The sequence below is a fragment of the Salinimicrobium soli genome, assembly GCF_048323655.1.
GTDB classification, from domain to species: Bacteria; Bacteroidota; Bacteroidia; order Flavobacteriales; family Flavobacteriaceae; genus Salinimicrobium; species Salinimicrobium soli.
In genome coordinates this window covers 704,668-724,243 of sequence record NZ_JBLUWW010000002.1, presented here as the reverse complement: position 1 = coordinate 724,243, position 19,576 = coordinate 704,668, and the positions used below count along the sequence as shown (strand labels likewise).

Genomic DNA, 19,576 nt, shown 5'->3' with positions numbered 1-19,576 from the left:
TAAATAATTAACTCCAATTCTATTGTTTTATTAATATCCTTGGGAAATACATAAATTTTAACAACTAAAATCTACCAATCACTTCAGGATCAATAATTTTAAATTTTCCTCTTATAAATTTACAGAAATAAGAGCTTCTTGTCAATCCCCTTTTTGGGTGATTATTTTTTGAGGAGACAAAACCCGAAAATTCTCCCCCTCAATGAACCCCGGTCCTGTCTCCTATTTCACCAGATTAAATTCAAATTTCTCCGCCGAACTTTCTGCAGTAAGTATATATACCCCTTGGGTCCAGGAAGAAAAATCCAGAGACCAAAAGAAATCACCACCATTAGCTCCCACTTCTATAAGGGTGGTGGCGAGCACCTTTCCTGAAAAATCATAAATCTGCACAGAATAATTTCTAGAGGTTTGCGCCGAAGGAAAAGAAAGCCATAATCCATTCCCTTTGATTGGATTAGGAGCTACCGTAAAACTGGTTTCCACCGATTCCACGAAAAGGACATTTTCTACAGAAGCTGCTGAAGGTGCCGTAGCGCAAGCACTTCTTGAGGCATTTATACTAGTTTTTATTTGATTACCCAAAGGATCATTCCAGTAGAACGATACCTGGGTGGGACCTTTGGAAGACAGACTTGTGGTGAAGTTATTTTCTTCACCGGGAGCAAGGCTAAAATTACCGGCTTCATTGCTTTTTCTCACATCCCAGGAGACATTTACCTCACACTCCCCGGGGTTCGTGACACTCCAATAAACGGTAGAACCGCTGGTACAATCTGTAATAAGAAGAGTATCCACTCCCGAACAGGAGGAAGTTTCACAAACATCACCTATTCCATTGCCATCAATGTCCAATTGATCGGTATTTGGGATTGTAGGACAGTTGTCTACTGAATCAGCTATTCCATCGTCATCGGTATCAACAATAATGGTTGTAGCATCTACACCATCACAATTCTGATCAATTTTATCATCCGGAATATCTTCTGCAGCGGGGTTTATTCCTGCATTTGTGTCTTCACAGTCCCCTGCTTGTAAAACATAGTTCCCTTCCGGTTTTGTACAGGATGAAATATTGGTCGTTGGAGAATCTACACCAAAGCCATCATTATCGGCATCAAGGTACCAGGTTTCAGTAGTACAATTCCCGGTCACCTGTACCTCGGCACTAAATTCTGAAGTGTTTCCCGATGCATCGGTGGCAGTAGCCACAATGTAATCTCCCGGTTGAAGGCTGCTGCCTTGCGGAATTTCGAGAGAAGTAGAAGTTGCTTTGTTTCCCTTTGGAATATCGTTTTCCGTATAGGTGACAAAACCAAGATATTCTTTCCCCTGCCGGTTACCATCACTTTTGTAGATATCTATTGTCAAGGGATAGGCACAATAAAGAGGATCTGAAGAAATAGAATACGTGAAATTTAAGGCCCCGTTCAAAAGAGAAGCTCCGTCACTTATTACCGGAAAATTTTGAAGACGATTGGCCCCTTCATCCTCATCATTCCGATCATTGTCTGTTATCCCATTACTGTCGAGATCTATTCCAACAGTAGAATTACCAAAAATTCTGTTTCCCAAAAGAGAATTCTTTAAAGGCTGAGTTTTGACCTGAGATCCAATAAAATCAGAATAATATATATCAATCCCGGCACCTGTATTAAATGCTATTGTATTACCCTGTCCTAAGGAAGAACTTCCTATTTGGTTATTTTCACTTCCATTTACTATGGTGATCCCATTCTCTCCATTGCCCAGAGGAGAAATTCCATCCGCTTTGGTACCTATAAGATTATTGTACACCTCCGTTTCTTTGGAAGCATGAATACTTAATCCCAGGGTTTCATTTCCTGAAATTATATTGTTTGCAATTGTAGTTGCCTGGGCGGTCATTGACATTCCTCTATAATTGGGAATTGCCCTCTGCCCCGTTGGATCGGTTCCAATATAATTTCCCAGAACTTTATTTCCTATGATAGGATATTCTGGTTGCGAACCAATCGTAATGGCATTAAAATAAATATTTCCTGAAATGACGTTACCTTCCCCCGGATTCAGCCCTCCAATTATATTTCCTGAGGCCGAGGAAGTCCATAGTCTTATCCCCTGCTGCTGTGACTCTCCAAGATCAGTAAGCATTTCACCATCCACGCTCAGACCAATATAATTTCCTGAAATAACATTGTCAGGACTTAAAATATACACACCCGTTCTTATATTTCCGGAAATTATGTTGCGTTCCTGTGCTGTGGCACCTCCAATAAAGGTGTTATTAGCTCCTATATGTGTCACGATACCCCAATGGTTAGGAACCGCCCGGGTACCTGTTGCATCTGTACCTATAAAGTTTCCGACTATCCTATTCTCAAAGGATTCTTCCCCGTGGATGTAAATACCTATTCCCCATCCATCTTGTATAAAATTTCCGGAAATAACATTTCTATCACTTACCTGTTCCCCTCCAATTGTATTTCCTGAACTATTCACCAATGCCATTCCGAAGGTATTAGTAAAGGCAGATATACCATCTGAAGCAATACCCAGATAATTTCCGGTAAAAATATGTGAGCCAGTGGCAATCGCATATATCGCAGTTCCATTCTGCAGGATATCGGCTTCTCCCATCATATTGAAGTTGCCCATAACGAAACCTCTAATTGCACTACCTGAGGACTGTCCCTCTAATTTAAATCCGAATCGCGCTACTCCTTTACCATCTACTACAATTACAGGTGATGACCAGGAATACCCGTTTTGAGTGGTCGCATCAAGAATAATTGTTTCTATGATAGGAGGAAGGTCTTGAGTCAAATTAAAGACGAATGGAGACGTACCCTGAAGATCAAAAATGACTTTATCGGTTTCAACAGTCTGATTTGCAGTTTCTATAGCGGCCCGAAGAGTACATTTGCCGTTTTTGTCAGCACAAACCGAATCTGCGAGATTTACATCGGGATTGTCATCTGTACTATTTACAGTAAGAACGTTTTGTCCGACCATTCCGGTACTAAAACAAAAAATTAAGAGAGGAATCAGAAAGGCACCTTTAAGGTTATTGGTGAAACTAAGATTACTCTTAAAAAAACCCACCAGGCATTTGTAAAAATTTTCCATTTTTGACATTTTTCATTGGCTCCCCCAGGATAGGGATTGTGGAAAAGCAAATAGTTAAGAAATAAGCTTTCCTGGGTAGGGAGTTCGGAAAGACACTGTTATTCAACAGGATGTATAAATTTACATATTCCAGGAGGTAAAATCAATCACCTATAAGGGTGATAAAGCCCAGATAGAAATCATTAGAAAACGATCTTCTCTGCCAGGACTTTAGCTATGGCTTCCTTGCCACAGTTCACATGAAGTTTGCGGTAGATATTCCGAAGGTGAGAGCGGCAGGTGTCGTAGGCGATGTTGAGTTCTGAAGCGATCAATTTAACGCTGTATCCCTTGGTTAGTAACTCCAGGACCTCGATCTCCCTTTCAGTAAGATCATATTTATCTCTGGCCGCGGTGGACTGATCCCTGAAAGAAAAAAGAACTTTACGTGCTACTGCAGGTGACAAAGGAGCTCCCCCTTTTCTCACCTCTTCTATAGCATCCTGGAGTTTTACCGGAGTTGTTTTCTTAAGTACATACCCATCTGCCCCTGCACACAAACTTTTGAAGAGCTTCTCATCATCTTCAAACTGCGTATACATGACTATAGAAATTTCAGGGTCGATTTCCTTGATGACGGGAATAACAGATATCCCGTCCTTTTGAGGCATGTCAATGTCAAGGATCACCACCTGAGGTTTTTCATCCCGAATTACTTGAGAGACATTCATGACATCGGGATAAGAACCGCAAACAGTATTTTCCTTATTATTTCCCAATAAGGTTACAAGCGAATTTCTCACCCGGTCATTATCTTCAAAAATGACAATTCGTGTGGCCATTTGTAAATTTACTTTTAATGCACAAACCTTACAATCATCTTTTAGGATGAGAGGCTTCTTTTCTTCGGAAACTGCTATAAAGCTCCCTCCAAAACGGGTATTTATCGAAAGGCAACCATATCTCAACTTTGCAGCCTCTGTTAAGTTCTGAATTAATGTTAATTTCTCCCTTCCACTTCTCAATGCGGGCTCTTAGGTTTTTTAATCCGTGCCGCTGTGTTTCAATAGTAGGATCAAAGCCCTTTCCATCATCAGCGACCGAAAGATAGAACATATTTCGTTGGACCGATATGTATATATTTATACTTGTGGCTTCGGAATGCTTCCTGATGTTATTGAGCAACTCTTTAAATATTAAAAATATCTCTCTTCGTTTCTGCATGCCCATCTTTTTCCCTTTGAAATCAGCCCCAATTTCCATATTATAAGTGATACCAAAGTTCTCGAAGACTTCACCCGTGTAACGCCTCATCTTGGCAACAATATCCTCCAGGCTTTCATCATCCATTTTTATATTCCACACGATCTCATTAAGAGCTTCTGAAGAGGCCTGGACCTCCTCGTCAATTCCTTCTAAATAGCTCCTGGTATCTTCTCCATTTATGAATTTCCTTCTCGAAAGAGCAGATAAAAACTGTATACTGGTGAGCCTGGACCCTATATCATCATGCAGGTCTGAAGATATATTATTCTTTACCCGTTGCACCTCCAGTACCTGATTGATCCTATATCTGTAGAATACATAAAAGGCGCCAATTATTAAAAAGACGACCAGGAGGACGAACCACCAGGTAAGCCAAAATGGAGTGTCTATTAGAATACCCAGGAGAGCCGGCTGTGCATTGGGAATTATATTACTGGCAGGTTTGACCTTGAGAGTGTAATCCCCGGGAGGTAAATTGGTATAGGCAATATATTTTCTTTCTCCTGCCTCAATCCAGTTCTCATCATGCCCCTCGAGTCTGTATTCATAATTCATGGTTTCAGGAGAAAGGTAATCCAGTATAGTATAGTTAAAGGAAACAGAATTCTTATTATAGGGAAGTTTGAGCAGTTTTTTATAAGTGATAACACTATCTGCCTGCAAGGGTTTATTTCCTACCATTGCCTGAGTGAGTACCACCGGGGCAGATTCCCGTGACATCCCGATTTCACTCGGATGGAAAAAATTCAATCCGTTGATACCGCCAAAATAGAGCAAATTATTTTTCCCTTTATGAAAGGCTCCTGTGTTAAATTCATTGCTTTGCAACCCATTCCCTACTGTAAAAGGCTGTACTTGTTCGACATGGATCCTATTATTTTTCACCTGGAATGTAAGCCTGAATATTCCTCTATTGGAACTGATCCATAAGGATTGATCATCCCCAGGAAGGATACCATATATCATCTCATTTGGTAAGCCATTTTCTGAAGTAAGAGAAGTGGTGGTATTAGATTTCAAGTGTGTAACCAGTATTCCCCTTCCGGAAGTTCCTGCCCATAAAAACCCCTGATCGTAATAAAGGCATTTGATCCCGAATTCTTCTTTCAATGTATTTTCGATTACGGAATTACTTATCCTTTTAAATTTTCCTTTACAGGTATTGAGCAAGTACAAAGCACTTAGCTCGGAACCTAAGGCCAGGATAGAATCATTGACCCTTGCCACGCTCCTGATATTCATTTTTTTAGGATCATTTTTCAAAGACCCGGGTTCAGGATACGCTCTTAAAAGGCCATTTTCTTTATCCAGTAACAGGAGTCCGGCATTCCTTGTAGCCGCAAAAATGCGATTTTGGCCGGCTTCTAACATGGACCAGACAGTGTTATCAGGAATTATTTCAGTCGAATCTGTTGCTTCGGAAAAGAACCACTTTTTAAATTTTCCGGAATTTATATCCTTCAATATAAGACCATTCCCCTGGGTGCCTATCCATAGGTCGCCTTCTTCATCGGCTAACAGGGAAACTATTCTGTCATGGTTGCTAATACCGGGCCGGTACGGTTCAAGATGAAAGGTCTTTATCCCCTCACGATCGGGTGGTAGGTGGGTTAGACCCTTGCCTGAGGTTCCAAGCCAAACCCCTCCTGCACTATCCGTGGTTATGGCCCTTATTTGTTCAATGGAAATATCAGGAGCAACCTGGCGTGCGGTAAGACTGCTAAAATTGTGGAAATGGGAATTGTAATAACTTACCCCACCCCCATCTGTTCCAACCCAAAGCGATCCTTCCATGTCCAGGTATATCGATAGAACGTCCTGAAACCCCAAAGAATACGGATTGTTTCGCTGCGGAAGCAAATGGGTGATTTTACCATTATCTAACTCCAGGAGGTACAGTCCATTCCCATAAGTACCTATCCAAAGTTTACCATCCTTATCTGCCTGAATCGCTTCTATTACAGTGGTTTCAGGAATTTTGTCTTTTCCCGGACCCTGATATAAATGAAAATTGCCGTTCTGTTTTTCCCGCACAAACAACCCCTCACCAAAGGTTCCTAACCATAGCCGACCTTCCCGATCCTGAGTAAGGGTATTTCCATTGATTCCACGCAAATAATTTCTGGTTTCCTTTCCACCTCCTCCTATTGCAGTAACTCCATTACTGGTGATCACCCAAATTTGTCCTTGTTGATCTCCAAAGATGGATCTTATCTGGTTTCCTGCTATTCGAAAAGGAGCTTCTGAATTCTTTGAATAGTGCCTGTTCAGATTTTTTTCTGTGTTCCAGTAAAACAAACCATTCTCAAGAGTGCCGATCCATAGATTTTCGAAAGCATCGACATAAATGGCAGAAACAGGAGGAAGCTTAAATTCACTGTGCCCAATTTTTTCGACCGATGTTATTTTCTCGGTACACAAGTCCATAACTTTGAGATTTCCTCCCTTAGAGACAAACCATAGCTTACTTCCCGAAATCAACAGTTTTCCTAGTTGAGAATGACCGGGAGATGTTACATCATCAAAGACTTCAGGAAATATCTTAAAGTCCTGGCCGTCATACCGGTTCAGGCCATCCTGTGTGGCAAACCACATGAATCCCAGACTATCCTGAACAATATCCACTACGCTATTCTGGGAAAGGCCCTGATCAATCGTTATATTTTTGAAGGAAATAGGAGATTGTTGGGCTTTTGACACCCAAAAGAAAATTATTACCAGTAACGAAAGTAAAAATCGCCTCATGCAGTAGATTTTACAAGAAGCAGTAGGGAACCTTCTTATAGGTATTCCTTAAATATAGGTAATTAATTAATTGATTTTCAATGACTGAAGAGTTTTTCGATAATCGGACTGATTTATCCACGAAGCGGTAAAAAAAGACGGATTTTTTATGCCACAAAGAAGAAATAATCTCACCTTTTTGACCACTTGAATAAATTACTATTTTTCAGTATATTAGAAAGTAATTTCCTATAAACTCCTTCGTCATGATAAAATACGTCTGCAACTTCGGAAAATACCTCTTTCTACTCTCGTTTTTATGTATCATTCCTGCCAATGCTTCGGTGATTTCACCTGCAACTGTTTTCCAGTCAACCCTTCAGCAATTCACTGAATACAAAGGGAAGGTAGTCAACGAAAGGAATGGAGACCCTCTGACTTCAGCCTTTATTTCTGTTAACAACACCAATATTTCTACGGTCACCAATGCCGAGGGCCAATTTTCCCTGAAGATCCCTGATAATCTTCAAAACGTGACCATCACAGTCTCTCACCTTGGCTTCCGCAGTATGACCTTTAGCCTGGATGTGCTAAAAGAAAAAGATGCGGTAATTGAATTGACTGAGGCTATGGAAGAACTTTCAGAAGTAAGCATTTTCACGTATACAGATGCACAGGCGCTGGTGCGAAATATGCTGAAAAACAGAGGCAGCAACTACTTTAAAGATCCTACTACCATGACTGCCTTTTACCGGGAAACCATCAAAAGAGGCCGCAAAAATGTTTCCTTATCAGAAGCAGTCGTAACTATTCATAAGAAACCTTATGACTCATTTGGCGATGATGATATTGCACTGGTAAAAGCCCGAAAAACTGCCGATTATGACAGGCTTGACACTCTCGCTTTAAAACTTAGGGGCGGCCCATACAACCCGCTTAGCATTGATATCATGAAGAACCCTTCCTACATTTTTGCCCAGCAGGATCTTCGGAATTTTAAGTTCGAGTTTGATAGTCCCACCAAGATCAATGACCGGTACCTTTATGTAGTAAAATTTGAAGAGCTCGACCATCGCATGCCCTGGTACTTTGGCAAACTTTTTATTGATGCTGAAAGCTTTACTCTCGTAAAAGCGTCCTTTAATCTCAACGTCGACAACCGCCAGGCTGCTACAGACTTATTTGTAAAAAAGAAACCCGGTGGCACAAAAGTGTATCCTGTTGATGTGCATTATGATGTCGAATATCGGGAACGCGACGGGCGCTGGTATTTTGGTTATGGAAATACCCAACTTGAATTTGTGGTGAACTGGAAACGCCGCTTGTTCAACTCAAGATATAAGGTCAATAGCGAAATGGCAGTGACTGACTGGAAGATCAATACCGAAGGCAAGGTGAAAAGGGACGACAATTTTATCGATCCGCGTATTGTTATGGCCGATGATATTACCGGTTTTACCGATGTCACTTTCTGGGGAGAAAACAATATCATTGAGCCCGATAAATCCATAGAGAATGCCATAGACAAGATCCGGAAAAATCTGGAGGATAATTAGAGTTAGTCCAACATAACTAAAGCTCATAGCCCGATAACTGCGGAAAGGTTGTCGGGCTTCTATTTTTTTTATTTAGGAACGACAGCGTTTGTCGTTAGGGTCTTTTTCCTTTGCAAACGAGAAGGATAAATCTTATTTTCGAAGCCGAATCTATCCTTCCTGATTAAAATTTCATTCGTATGAAGATCCTGCACACTGCCGACTGGCACATTGGAAAAAAACTGCACAAACATGAGCTTTCTCAGGATTTTGAGCTGTTCATAGACTGGCTTTGTGAGCTGTTAAGGAAAGAACAGGTGGGCCTCCTGTTGGTCTCCGGTGATGTATTTGATCTGGCGAACCCTTCTTCGGAAGCACGTGCGCAATACTATCGTGCACTTATGAAACTGAAGCAATGCCGTTGCCGGATCATTTTGACAGGAGGAAATCACGATTCCCCGGCTATGCTGGATGCGCCAAAAGAAGTCCTGCGTGAACTGGACATTCACATTATTGGTGGTCTGCCTGAAAATTTAGAAGATGCGATCATTCCAATAACCGGCAAAAACGGTGATCCGGAAGTAATTATTGCTGCTCTGCCATTCCTCCGGGACTCCGACCTTAGAAGCGCCAATGACGGATTGACCTATGAAGACCGACTGGAAGCTACCAGAAAAGGTATTCAAAATACCTTTTTTGAAGCTGCAGAAATTTGCAGGACCATATATCCTGAAGTGCCGGCTTTGGCTATGGGACATTTATTCGCTGCAGGCATGGAAACTTCAGAAAGTGAACGGGATATTCAGATAGGAAACCAGGCAGCCTTTGAGGCAGCAGGATTTGGAGATTATTTCAGTTATGTAGCCCTGGGACATATTCATAAGCCGCAAAGAGTTTCAGCTGCTGTACCGGCATTTTATAGTGGCTCTCCTCTCCCGCTCTCCTTCAGCGAACGCAAAGACGAGAAAAGGATACTTCTTTTGGATACTCAAAACGGATGGGAACCTAAGAGTATTCAACTTCCGGTTTTTAGGCACCTTCTGAAGATTACCGGGAGCCTGGAGGAATTAAACAGTAAACTATTCTCGCTTTCAGAAAATAAGGAACTGGAATGCCTTATTGAGGTTGAATTGATCGAAGAGCAGTACGATGCCATGAAGATCTACAATCTGGATGAGCTGGTAACGAATTTTGATAATCCGGGTTACAGGATCGTAAAACACAGAGCAACTTTTACAAATCAGAAGAAGGGAGCTTCAGAAGCTTACGAAGCCGGAATCCAGTTGCAGGACCTAAAACCGAAAGATGTGTTTCTTGAACTTATCAGTGACCACGATTATGATGAAGGCACCAGAAATGATATCATCAGCGCCTTTGATGAACTTTTAGAGGAAGTCACTTCAAAAGAAAACAACCAGACTGCTTAGATTATGAAGATCTTAAAAATAGAATTTCAGAATATAAATTCTCTCAAAGGAGATCATGAAATTGATTTCACTGAAGCTCCTTTTACTGTCAGCTCCCTCTTCGCTATTACCGGCCCTACGGGAAGTGGAAAAAGCAGTATTCTCGATGTGATCTCCCTGGCGCTGTTCAACCAGGTTCCGCGCCTTGGAAAGATCAGCAGGGCCGAGATCATTAACAAGGGCGCCCTCCTCACCCGGAATCAGAAAGAAGCCAGCGCAAAAGTCACCTATCAGTGCAAAAGCGGGATCTACGCTTCTTTTTGGAACATATCGACGGCGCGAACCGGAAACCTGCGTGATTATGAAATGCAGATCTTCGACATGGCTACGGATAAGGCACTGGACCTGAAAAAATCTGATGTTCCGGCTAAAAATGAGGAACTCATTGGCCTCAGCTATGACCAGTTCATAAAAGCAGTATTACTGGCCCAGGGAGAATTTGCGCAGTTCCTGAGGGCAAGAAAAGATGAAAGAGGAGAACTTCTGGAAAAGATCACCGGCACCGGGATCTATCGGCAGCTGGGAATAAAAGCCTTTCAGAAGAAAAAGGAAGTGAGTGCCGAAATAGAAAAAGAGCAGCAGGAAATAGAATTGCATAGAAAGAGCCTTTTAGAGGAGGAAGAGCAAAAAGCCTTTTCTGAAGCACTTTATGAAAAGGATAGATCCTGCAAATCTCTGGAAACAGAAGTTGAAAAACTTAAGCAGAATCTTCAGTTAAAAACAGAGATCAGGGAACGAACTTCAGAGATACAAAAGCAACTGGAGAGTAAGAAACAGGCCGATTACGAATTGAAGCTTTTTGAAGCTGAAGAGGGAGAGAAGCTTCAAAAACATGAAAAAATCAGGCTTTTTGGGGAAGAACTCACTTCCTGGCAACAAACCAACAACAGCTGTAAAGAAGTGCAGAACGAGATCGAACTCAACCTGCAGCGGACCAAAACTAATTTTGGGGACATTACCAATTGCCTGGAGGAGATAAAAAAGTTCATCAAATCTGATACAAAAGCTGAAACGGTTGAACAGCAACTGCAGGAATTCTCTGAAAAGGTAAGAAAGTTGGAGCAACAACGGGAGGAAAAAGGTACTTCATATAAGGCTCTAAAAAGGGAATTTGAGACTGAGGTTCGGGAAGTGCCTTTTCAATTGAATGGAAACCTGGATACAGCTGCGGAGAAACTTCAGGAAATGCAGGGTTTTTCGAAAGCACGCCTTTCCGAACTGGAGCGGTTGTTAGTAAAGATAGATCTTGAAAATCCGCTTTCAGAAAAGCAGCGACTGCGAAAGGAGCTGGAGCAATCGCGCCAGGCTGAACGCCAGGTAGCCCGCTTACAAAGTCTTTTTGATGAATTGCAAAAGCTGAAAAAAGAGGAGGATAGCATAACACCTCAGCTTGAAGAACTTCCGAAGAAGATCGCCCTGGATAAATCGGGGGTTGAAACCCTGAATGAGCGGCTGCAAAAGCTACAGTTGAAAAAGGAATATGAGAACCTTCGCCGCTCTTTAGAAGAACATCGCCACAGTTTGCATGACGGAGAGCCGTGCCCCTTGTGTGGTGCCCTGGAACATCCTTATGCCAAAGATCTTCCAGCACAAGAGGACGGGTTGCAGGAGGAGATCAAGCTAACCGAAAAAGAACTTTCAGAAAAGCAACGACTGCTAACGGGTAATGAAACTACTCTGGCACATTATAAGGAGCGCCTTAGAATATTGCAGCAAAATGAACAGGAAAAGAAAAAAGAACTGCACACTCAAAAAAGTACTTTTGAAGCTGAATTTGGGGAATATGATGAGAAATTTGACTGGGCTGCAAATAGTACGGCTATTGATAAAATGATACAGGCCCTGGAAAATTATGAGGAGGAAAACAGGAAATTAAAAGCCATTTCGGCCGGTCTCCCAATCCTTAAGAAACTTCAAACTGTTCTGGCAGAAGGCCTGGAACTGAAAGCACAGCTGGATGAGATATATTCGGGAGATAATGTTCATTCAGATTGCCTGGAACTACAGAAAAAGTGGAATTCCCTGCAGCACCAGAAAAACAGCCTTACCAGCTTAGTGAAGGAACAGGAAGCTAAGCTCCACTCCCGCTCTGCTGAACTTGAACGCCTGGAGAGATCCCTTTTTTCGAAGGTGCAGAAAGAAGGTTGTAAAGATATTTCTGATGCCCTCGCGAGATTACTTCCGGAGCAATCGGCGGCAGAAATGAGACAGAAAAAAGAAAGACTATGTAATCAGATCACCCGAATAGAAGTTGCCGTGAAAACCCTTGAACTGGAGCTGCAAAAACTTAAAGCAAAGGATATCGAAAAACCTTCGGAAGCAATTTCAGAAGAACTCCGCAACAAGCAACAGGAACTGCAAAAAGCAAAGGAGACCTGTGAAGAGCTGAGGCGGAAACTCAACAACCATAAGGAGACTTTAGACCGAATCGAAAACATAGAGGCAGGACTTGTGGAGAAAAAGCAGAAAATTCGACGTTGGGAGCTACTCAATCATTTGATAGGAGATGCGACCGGAAAGAAATTCAACGACTTTGCACAGGACCTTACCTTATCCCGTCTACTGCAACTGGCCAATTTCAGACTAAAAGATTTGAGCGATCGCTACCATTTGGATAAGCCTGTGGAGGGAGAAGATGACAGCCTGGTGGCTATTGATGAACATATGGGCGCACAAAGGCGTTCGGTGAAAACCCTCTCGGGAGGGGAAACCTTTATTCTCAGCCTTTCTATGGCACTGGCACTATCTGACCTGGCATCCAAAAATGTGGAAATAAACAGCCTTTTTATAGATGAAGGTTTTGGAACCCTGGATCCCGAGACATTGGATCAAACACTGGATACCCTGGAGAGGTTACAGGCAGAATCTGCCAAGACCATTGGGATCATTAGCCATGTTGATTCCCTCAAAGAACGTATTGCCACACAGATCCAATTGAAAAGAAACGGACAGGGTTACAGCTCGCTTGAGATCACCGGCTAATTATTAAAGAAGTGATAAAGTCTCTTTTTCTGTTTCTCCTTCGGTCTTTATGATTTAACTTAAAGACATTAACCAAACCAGGGAGAATTATGAAAAAGATATTGATGGTCCTCACATCTCACGACCAGTTGGTCAACACCGATTCCAAGACCGGCGTATGGCTGGGTGAGTTTACAGATCCATATTACGAATTCATTGATAAAGGATACCAGGTAACCCTGGCGAGCCCTAAGGGAGGAAAGCCTCCTATTGATCCACGGAGTCAGCTCACCGAGAATATCACTTCCTCTAACCGTCGCTTTAAAAAGGATGAAAAAGCTCAAAAAGACTTTGAATTTACCCTTCCGTTAAGTGAAGTAAAAGCTGATGATTTTGACGCTGTGTTCTTTCCCGGAGGTCACGGCCCCATGGGTGATCTCGCCAATGATGACACCAATGCAGAATTGGTAGTTGATTTCTTCCAACAGAATAAACCAATAGGTGCTATCTGTCACGGGCCAGCTGCCCTATTAAAGGCAGCGACCATGGAACCAGAGCTATTGCAGGGCAAAGAAGTTGCCGCTTTTTCCAATGCTGAAGAGAAACTGGTGGGATTACGGGATAATATTCCCTTTAGTCTTGAGGACCGGTTAAAAACTCTTGGGGCAGATTATCATTCCGCTACCTTACCTTTTACCTCTAAAGTTAAGGTAGATGGCAAGCTTGTTACGGGACAGAATCCGGCTTCCGCAGAAAAAGCAGCCAAAGAACTGATCAAACTGCTGGAATAAAAAATGAGGTTCCTTTTGCGAATTTAGACTTGCTAAAATTTTAAGAATTAAAGAAGTTTTTTTATTAAATTCAGGGGTTCTTAAATGAATCCTTATGAAAAACTTCTATTTCCTTTTTATTTTATTGCTACTGGGAGGTTCTGCACTTTCCCAGGACAAGACTTTTGAACCAAAAGTACAGGAGCAGATAAACGAATCCCTAAAAAAAGATATTTCCCATACTTATACGGTGGAATTAGATTCCGCCCGCTTTGTCTATGGTCGGGTGAACCAGATGACCGTAGATGTGGTGGTCACTATTCTCGACCCTGCCAAGAAAAAGTTGCAGGAATTTGACGGCCCGGCTCGTGGCAACGAGATATTCTTATTCGAAACAGAAAAAGCAGGAAAATATCAAATAGTTCTTTCCCCTTTTGAAAAAGAGGAAGGAAATTATTCTTTCAAGTTAGAAGCGGTAGAACCTATTGCTAAAACTCCTGAAGGCAAAGCTGATCAATTGATGCTCCCTTATTCGGGAGATGACACTCCGGGAGGAGTTGTGCTTGTTATGAAGGACGGCAAGATCATCTTTGAAAAAGGCTACGGAATGGCAAATCTAACTTATGACGTTCCGTTCACTCCATCTACCGTGACAAATATTGGATCCACCTCCAAGCAGTTTACCGCCATGGCCATTAAGTTATTGGAAGAACGCGGAAAGCTCAGTTTAAATGATGATATAAGAAAGTATTTCCCGGATTTACCTGACTTCGGAAAGACAGTGACCATAAGAAATCTCCTTACTCACACGAGCGGGTACAGGGAAGTATTCAACACTATTGCAATGACCGGAAGGGACCTCAGCGGAAATCTGGAGCGCGAAAAGATCTTTAATGTGGTCAAGAATCAGCCCGAACTTCAGAATGATCCCGGCGCAGAATGGAACTACAACAACACCGGTTACTCCTTACTCGCAGCTTTAGTAGAAAAGGTTACGGATACTCCTTTTCCGGAGTGGATGCAGAACAACATCTTTAAACCCCTGAGAATGGATCACACCATGGTTCGTGCAAATCCCGGCCAGGTAGTTCCAAACCGCTCCATGGGCTATTCCCCTACCAAAGAAGCAGGCTTTGAAGAGGTGACAGATCTTGGAGGCGCAATGGGTGCCGGCGGAATCTACACTACCGTAGAAGACCTTGCAAAATGGGTGAAGAATTATTCCGATCCAAAAGTGGGAAATAAAGAGATCGTTAAAGATATGATCACTCCATTTGTGCTTACTAACGGCGATACCACAAAGTATGGCCTCGGATTGCAAATAAATGAGCTGGGAGGTTTGAAAAATATTAATCATGGAGGTGCCGATGTGGCTCACCGAAGTATGTTTATGTATTTCCCTGAAATAGAAGGAGCGGTGATCGTGGAAAGTAATAATGCTGCCTTTGACCTCGGAATTGCAAAGAAACTGGCTCAAAGCTTCTTTAAGGATTCTATGAAGGAGGAAGACGATCCTAAAAAAAATTCGGATGTGAGTGAGGATGACTTTCAGTTTGATCCGGAAAAATTTGATGTCTTTACCGGAAAATATGAGCTGGAAGAAGCCCCCGGTTTTATACTCACTTTTAAACGGGATGGTGAAAGGATCTATACTCAGGCTACAGGCCAACCGGAAATTGACCTGCAGGCAATATCAGATACGGTATTTAAGGTAGTTGGAATAAGTGCAAAGGTCAGCTTTCATTTAAAAGATGACAAAGAAGCTCAGTCATTGACGCTACACCAAAATGGAGACCATTTAGCCAAAAGGATCAATTGGTCCCCCGGCCAGGAGGAACTGAAGGAGTTTACAGGACGATATTTTAGCAATGAGATCGAAACTCTTTTTACTGTTGCATTAAATGATAGCACTCTAGTGCTAAAAAACTACCAGCTGAAAGATCTCGAAATGACTCCTGCCGCAGAAGATTCCTTCGGAGTGGAGTTTCCGATCGTTGAAATGGAATTTCAGAGAAATGAATCCGGAGAGATAACAGGTTTTAGAGCATCTAATGGTCGTGCCCGTGGCATCCTTTTTAGAAAAGAAGATTGAGCTATGGCTAAATCCAGGAAAAGAACTTTTAAAAGAAATCGCCATCATAATTGTAACAAAACTGCTTTTTGACAACTAGTAAGTAAGAAACCTGCCCCGTTTTTTAAACCTATGATAGAATAACAGTGAAAAAACAGAAAAACTTGGATTATTCGGTTGAAGAAAAAATAGAAAAGATCAGTGAATCAGCAGAAATGATGCCCGGGGTAGTCATTATTCATGACATCTCTAAAGGGCTTCAGGAGCTAAAAACAGTATATATGTCCTCCCGCGGTCTAACGGCATTGGGGATGAGTTTACAGGAACTTACAGAATTGGGGATCCAGTACCACCACAAATTCTTTAACAATGATGACATGGAAGGTTTTCTCGTGAAACTGGAAAAACTGTTTTCGAGTAAAGATCCTAATGAGACCTTCACCTTTTTTCAACAGGTAAGAATAAAAGATCGGGATGAATGGGTGTGGCATACCAGCTCCATCAAGATCTTTCACCAGGACAGCGATGGGAATCCTACCCATCTTATTACCATTGCGATCCCCGTAGACAAAATGAAGCATATTCCTAACAAAGCTGAACGCATGTTAGCTGAAAATACCTTTTATCATCGTAATTACGATAAATTCAACAGTCTCGGAAAAAGGGCAAAAGAGGTACTTGCTTTAGTTGCTTCCGGAAAGAGTTCCCAGGAAATTGCAGAAGAACTAAATATCACGGTAGATACAGTCAATACACATCGTAAGATCATCAAGAAGAAACTGGGAATTTCCAGTAGTTACGAATTCACTGAATACGCCCACGCGTACGATCTTATATAAAATAAAAAAATCGGGGCCCCTACACCCCCGATTTTTTATCCTTGCACTTAACAAAAATCGGTCTTTATTCAAGACCTTGTATTTTGTGCAATTCTCTGAAGTAAAAATACTTCAGGAGATAATTCCACACAATACCCACTTTTGGTGAATTTTGAAGGTCATAAGCTACAACTTTGTTAAAAAATTGTTATAGAATGAGCTAAAAGCACCCTTTCCTGTTAAAAACTCTTAATGTCCTCTCCCAACTTCTTTTTATATTTTTACCGTAAAATCTATTAATGTACCGGCATTTTAAAATATATAAACCCTACGGCTATTTGAGTCAATTTGTGACGAACCAGAAGACACGAAAGAATAAAAAGATGCTGGGGGAATTATACCATTTTCCGGAGGGAACCATGTCTATAGGAAGGTTGGATGAAGACTCTGAGGGCCTGCTTCTGCTCACCACCAATGGCAAACTCAGTGCTCTTATTACCGGTTCAAAGGTCGAAAAAGAATATTATGTGCAGGTTGACGGAATCATTACCTCCGAAGCTGTAGAAAAACTTCAGGAGGGGGTAGATATAAGCATCAACGGCAAAAAGTATCAAACCCTTCCCTGCAAGGCAACATTACTTCCAGATCCTCCTTCTTTTCCTGACCGTGGTAAAAAGATCAGGGATCCCAGGCATGGCCCAACCAGCTGGATTTCGATCACTCTTACAGAAGGAAAATTCCGCCAGGTTAAAAAAATGACTGCAGCAGTTGGTTTTCCAACTCTTCGTCTTGTAAGGGTAAGGATCGGAGAGGAACATTTGATGGAAATGCAACCCGGCGAGGTCATTGAAAAAGAGGAATTTTCCCTTTAGTTTTTGCCTGTGCATTTCTGACAAAAGTCGTTGGAGCATGCGGGAAATTTCACTAACTTAAAGGGTGTTAAGTTAGGTGTGATGAAAAATTTCCTATTGCCTACAGATTTTTCCCAGGGCTCCATAAATGCCATACATTATGCACTGCGTCTTATGGAAGGAACCACCTGTACCTTTCACTTCCTCAGCGTTTATAAAGCCTGGCGGTACACAAGTGGAGACCTTATGATGGCTTCTTCTAATGAATCTGTTTATAGCTGCCTTATTTCAGAAAGTCAAAAAAAACTTGAGAAACTCACGACACGGCTGGAAAAACTTTTCGGTGAGGAAGACTATACGTTCAATATTCTCACCAGTTATGATGTTTTTACCGATGCCATCAACAAACTTGTGGAACTTAGCGATATTGATCTCATTATAATGGGAACCAACGGTGCAGAAACGGCTGCTGAAAAGATCTTTGGAAGCCACACCTTAAGGGTGATCAGGAAAGTGGAAGCCCCAGTTCTGGTGATTCCGGAAGGCTTTAAGTATCACCGGCCACATCACCTGCTCCTCAGTTTGCAAACAACGGAGCGAATCACAAAAGACATTTTTAGACCTTTAAATAAACTTATCGGAAAACATTGTTTTTCACTGGAGATCCTGCGAATATCTAATATTGAAGAAGAAAACGATGAAGAAAGAAGACAAAATGAGCGGATTAAAAAAGCGTTTGAGATCTACAATCCGCATCTTCACAGGATCTCCGGAATTCCTATTGCAGAAGCGATCAATGAGGTGGTAGCAGAAAATGAGATCGACCTGCACGTACTTCCGGTCCAGAAAGAAGAATTTCTGGAAAGGATCTTTGGTTCGAAATTATCCAGGATCATATATTCCACTTCGGTTCCCCTATTGATTTTACATGGAACAGATGAGGAAAATACCAACGGAAAAGTTAATAGAAATCCATCTCTACAAGAAATCTAAAAATGCAATTTGTCTTTGCCTTTATTCTCATCTTTCATTCGGTCATTCACTTAATGGGCGTCACAAAAGCCTACAAACCCGCTGCTATTCCACAGCTTTCCCGCAGTATATCTAAACAGGAAGGGCATCTCTGGTTCTTTACCTCCCTCCTGCTCCTCACTTCTTTTGTTGCCTTACTACTGAGTTTAGACTGGTGGAATTTAACCGCATTACTCGGAGCATTTATATCACAACTTCTAATCAGCCTTAACTGGGAAGATGCAAAATTTGGTACCCTGCTCAACCTGATAATTTTTGCAGTATGCCTTTATCCTTAATTTCTTCGGAATGACCCACAATAGTATGAACACCCCAACTCCCTTACCTGAACTCATAGAGAAATGGCTGTCACACAGCAGAGTTGAAAACAAACCCACACCTTCAAAAGTTTTGCTGCAGCAAAAAGGAAGAATGAAGACCTCTCCGAAAGGAAAATGGATGAAGTTCACTGCAAACCAGGAATATCGTGTAAAAGAGCCGGCTTTTTTATGGGAGGCAAAAGTGGAATTATTTCCATTTGTCCACCTCAGCGGAAGGGATGAACTAAAAAACGGAAGGGGAGAAATGCTTATTAAACTGCTTTCTTTTATTGCCGTAGTTCATGAAAAAGACAATTATGAGGTCAATACCGGCACCTTATTGCGTTACCTCGGTGAGATCTGCTGGTTCCCGCAGGCTGCAAGAGAACCTTATTTGCGATGGGAAACGATAGGAGAAAAATCAGCCAGAGCCTATTTCACCCAGGGCGATTTGACTGTTGAAGGGCTATTCTCTTTTTCTTCGGAAGGAAGACTGCTTTCCTTTGAAGCCATGAGGTATTACGGTGGAGAAAAACCCGCCAAACTTCGGGAATGGTACATCGAGATCCTGGAGGAAAAGGATTTTGAAGGCTCCCGCCTACCTTCCCACTGCCGGGTCACCTGGAAACTTCCGGAAGGAGATTTTGACTGGCTGGAACTACAGGTGACTAAGGTGCAGCATGAATATTAAAAGGA

The 19,576-nt window shown here is 42.0% G+C and carries 13 protein-coding genes; 10 read left to right on the top strand and 3 right to left on the bottom strand.

The genetic code is table 11. The features are described 5' to 3' along the window. Positions 1-222 precede the first annotated feature (222 nt). The 3 genes from ACNORC_RS08855 to ACNORC_RS08845 all read right to left on the bottom strand — a co-directional run bounded on the left by ACNORC_RS08855 (position 223) and on the right by ACNORC_RS08845 (position 7,098). Entirely contained in the window at positions 223-3,108 is a 2,886-nt protein-coding gene (locus ACNORC_RS08855; RefSeq protein WP_418335268.1) for a T9SS type A sorting domain-containing protein, read from the bottom strand. Between the two features lie 182 nt (positions 3,109-3,290). Then, the gene (locus tag ACNORC_RS08850; RefSeq protein WP_418335267.1) at positions 3,291-3,929 is read right to left on the bottom strand and encodes a response regulator; all 639 of its coding nucleotides are present in this window, start codon (positions 3,927-3,929) and stop codon (positions 3,291-3,293) included. Between the two features lie 34 nt (positions 3,930-3,963). Further along, positions 3,964-7,098, bottom strand: a complete 3,135-nt coding sequence (locus tag ACNORC_RS08845; protein WP_418335266.1) for a ligand-binding sensor domain-containing protein — start codon at positions 7,096-7,098, stop codon at positions 3,964-3,966. Positions 7,099-7,343: 245 nt separating this feature from the next. Between ACNORC_RS08845 and ACNORC_RS08840 the strand changes: the two genes are divergently transcribed. The 10 genes from ACNORC_RS08840 to ACNORC_RS08795 all read left to right on the top strand — a co-directional run bounded on the left by ACNORC_RS08840 (position 7,344) and on the right by ACNORC_RS08795 (position 19,571). Next, a complete protein-coding gene (locus tag ACNORC_RS08840) occupies positions 7,344-8,633 on the top strand; it encodes a carboxypeptidase-like regulatory domain-containing protein (protein ID WP_418335265.1) in 1,290 nt (429 codons plus the stop codon). Between the two features lie 179 nt (positions 8,634-8,812). After that, positions 8,813-10,039, top strand: a complete 1,227-nt coding sequence (locus ACNORC_RS08835; protein ID WP_418335264.1) for an exonuclease SbcCD subunit D C-terminal domain-containing protein — start codon at positions 8,813-8,815, stop codon at positions 10,037-10,039. Between the two features lie 3 nt (positions 10,040-10,042). Beyond that, on the top strand, positions 10,043-13,060 hold the full coding sequence (locus ACNORC_RS08830; RefSeq protein ID WP_418335263.1) for an SbcC/MukB-like Walker B domain-containing protein: 3,018 nt from the start codon (positions 10,043-10,045) through the stop codon (positions 13,058-13,060). An 89-nt stretch (positions 13,061-13,149) separates the two neighbouring features. Then, positions 13,150-13,830: a type 1 glutamine amidotransferase domain-containing protein gene (locus tag ACNORC_RS08825; RefSeq protein ID WP_418335262.1), complete on the top strand. Its 681-nt coding sequence runs from the start codon at positions 13,150-13,152 to the stop codon at positions 13,828-13,830. A 94-nt stretch (positions 13,831-13,924) separates the two neighbouring features. Beyond that, a complete protein-coding gene (locus ACNORC_RS08820) occupies positions 13,925-15,901 on the top strand; it encodes a serine hydrolase domain-containing protein (RefSeq protein WP_418335261.1) in 1,977 nt (658 codons plus the stop codon). A 143-nt stretch (positions 15,902-16,044) separates the two neighbouring features. Then, complete coding sequence (locus tag ACNORC_RS08815) at positions 16,045-16,719, top strand: LuxR C-terminal-related transcriptional regulator (protein WP_418335260.1); 675 nt, start codon at positions 16,045-16,047, stop codon at positions 16,717-16,719. Positions 16,720-16,997: 278 nt separating this feature from the next. Further along, a complete protein-coding gene (locus ACNORC_RS08810) occupies positions 16,998-17,570 on the top strand; it encodes a pseudouridine synthase (RefSeq protein WP_418335259.1) in 573 nt (190 codons plus the stop codon). Positions 17,571-17,651: 81 nt separating this feature from the next. Continuing rightward, the gene (locus ACNORC_RS08805) at positions 17,652-18,542 is read left to right on the top strand and encodes a universal stress protein (protein WP_418335258.1); all 891 of its coding nucleotides are present in this window, start codon (positions 17,652-17,654) and stop codon (positions 18,540-18,542) included. Positions 18,543-18,544: 2 nt separating this feature from the next. Continuing rightward, the gene (locus tag ACNORC_RS08800) at positions 18,545-18,859 is read left to right on the top strand and encodes a hypothetical protein (protein WP_418335257.1); all 315 of its coding nucleotides are present in this window, start codon (positions 18,545-18,547) and stop codon (positions 18,857-18,859) included. Positions 18,860-18,869: 10 nt separating this feature from the next. Continuing rightward, positions 18,870-19,571 (top strand): DUF6920 family protein, encoded by a 702-nt coding sequence (locus ACNORC_RS08795; RefSeq protein ID WP_418335256.1) that lies wholly within the window; start codon positions 18,870-18,872, stop codon positions 19,569-19,571. Positions 19,572-19,576 lie beyond the last annotated feature (5 nt).

What these genes read in the sequence shown, in the direction of transcription:
- ACNORC_RS08855 (WP_418335268.1), bottom strand. Translation starts at nt 3,108, where the DNA reads ATGGAAAATTTTTACAAATGCCTGGTGGGTTTTTTTAAGAGTAATCTT.
- ACNORC_RS08850 (WP_418335267.1), bottom strand. Translation starts at nt 3,929, where the DNA reads ATGGCCACACGAATTGTCATTTTTGAAGATAATGACCGGGTGAGAAAT.
- ACNORC_RS08845 (WP_418335266.1), bottom strand. Translation starts at nt 7,098, where the DNA reads ATGAGGCGATTTTTACTTTCGTTACTGGTAATAATTTTCTTTTGGGTG.
- ACNORC_RS08840 (WP_418335265.1), top strand. Translation starts at nt 7,344, where the DNA reads ATGATAAAATACGTCTGCAACTTCGGAAAATACCTCTTTCTACTCTCG.
- ACNORC_RS08835 (WP_418335264.1), top strand. Translation starts at nt 8,813, where the DNA reads ATGAAGATCCTGCACACTGCCGACTGGCACATTGGAAAAAAACTGCAC.
- ACNORC_RS08830 (WP_418335263.1), top strand. Translation starts at nt 10,043, where the DNA reads ATGAAGATCTTAAAAATAGAATTTCAGAATATAAATTCTCTCAAAGGA.
- ACNORC_RS08825 (WP_418335262.1), top strand. Translation starts at nt 13,150, where the DNA reads ATGAAAAAGATATTGATGGTCCTCACATCTCACGACCAGTTGGTCAAC.
- ACNORC_RS08820 (WP_418335261.1), top strand. Translation starts at nt 13,925, where the DNA reads ATGAAAAACTTCTATTTCCTTTTTATTTTATTGCTACTGGGAGGTTCT.
- ACNORC_RS08810 (WP_418335259.1), top strand. Translation starts at nt 16,998, where the DNA reads ATGTACCGGCATTTTAAAATATATAAACCCTACGGCTATTTGAGTCAA.
- ACNORC_RS08805 (WP_418335258.1), top strand. Translation starts at nt 17,652, where the DNA reads ATGAAAAATTTCCTATTGCCTACAGATTTTTCCCAGGGCTCCATAAAT.
- ACNORC_RS08800 (WP_418335257.1), top strand. Translation starts at nt 18,545, where the DNA reads ATGCAATTTGTCTTTGCCTTTATTCTCATCTTTCATTCGGTCATTCAC.
- ACNORC_RS08795 (WP_418335256.1), top strand. Translation starts at nt 18,870, where the DNA reads ATGACCCACAATAGTATGAACACCCCAACTCCCTTACCTGAACTCATA.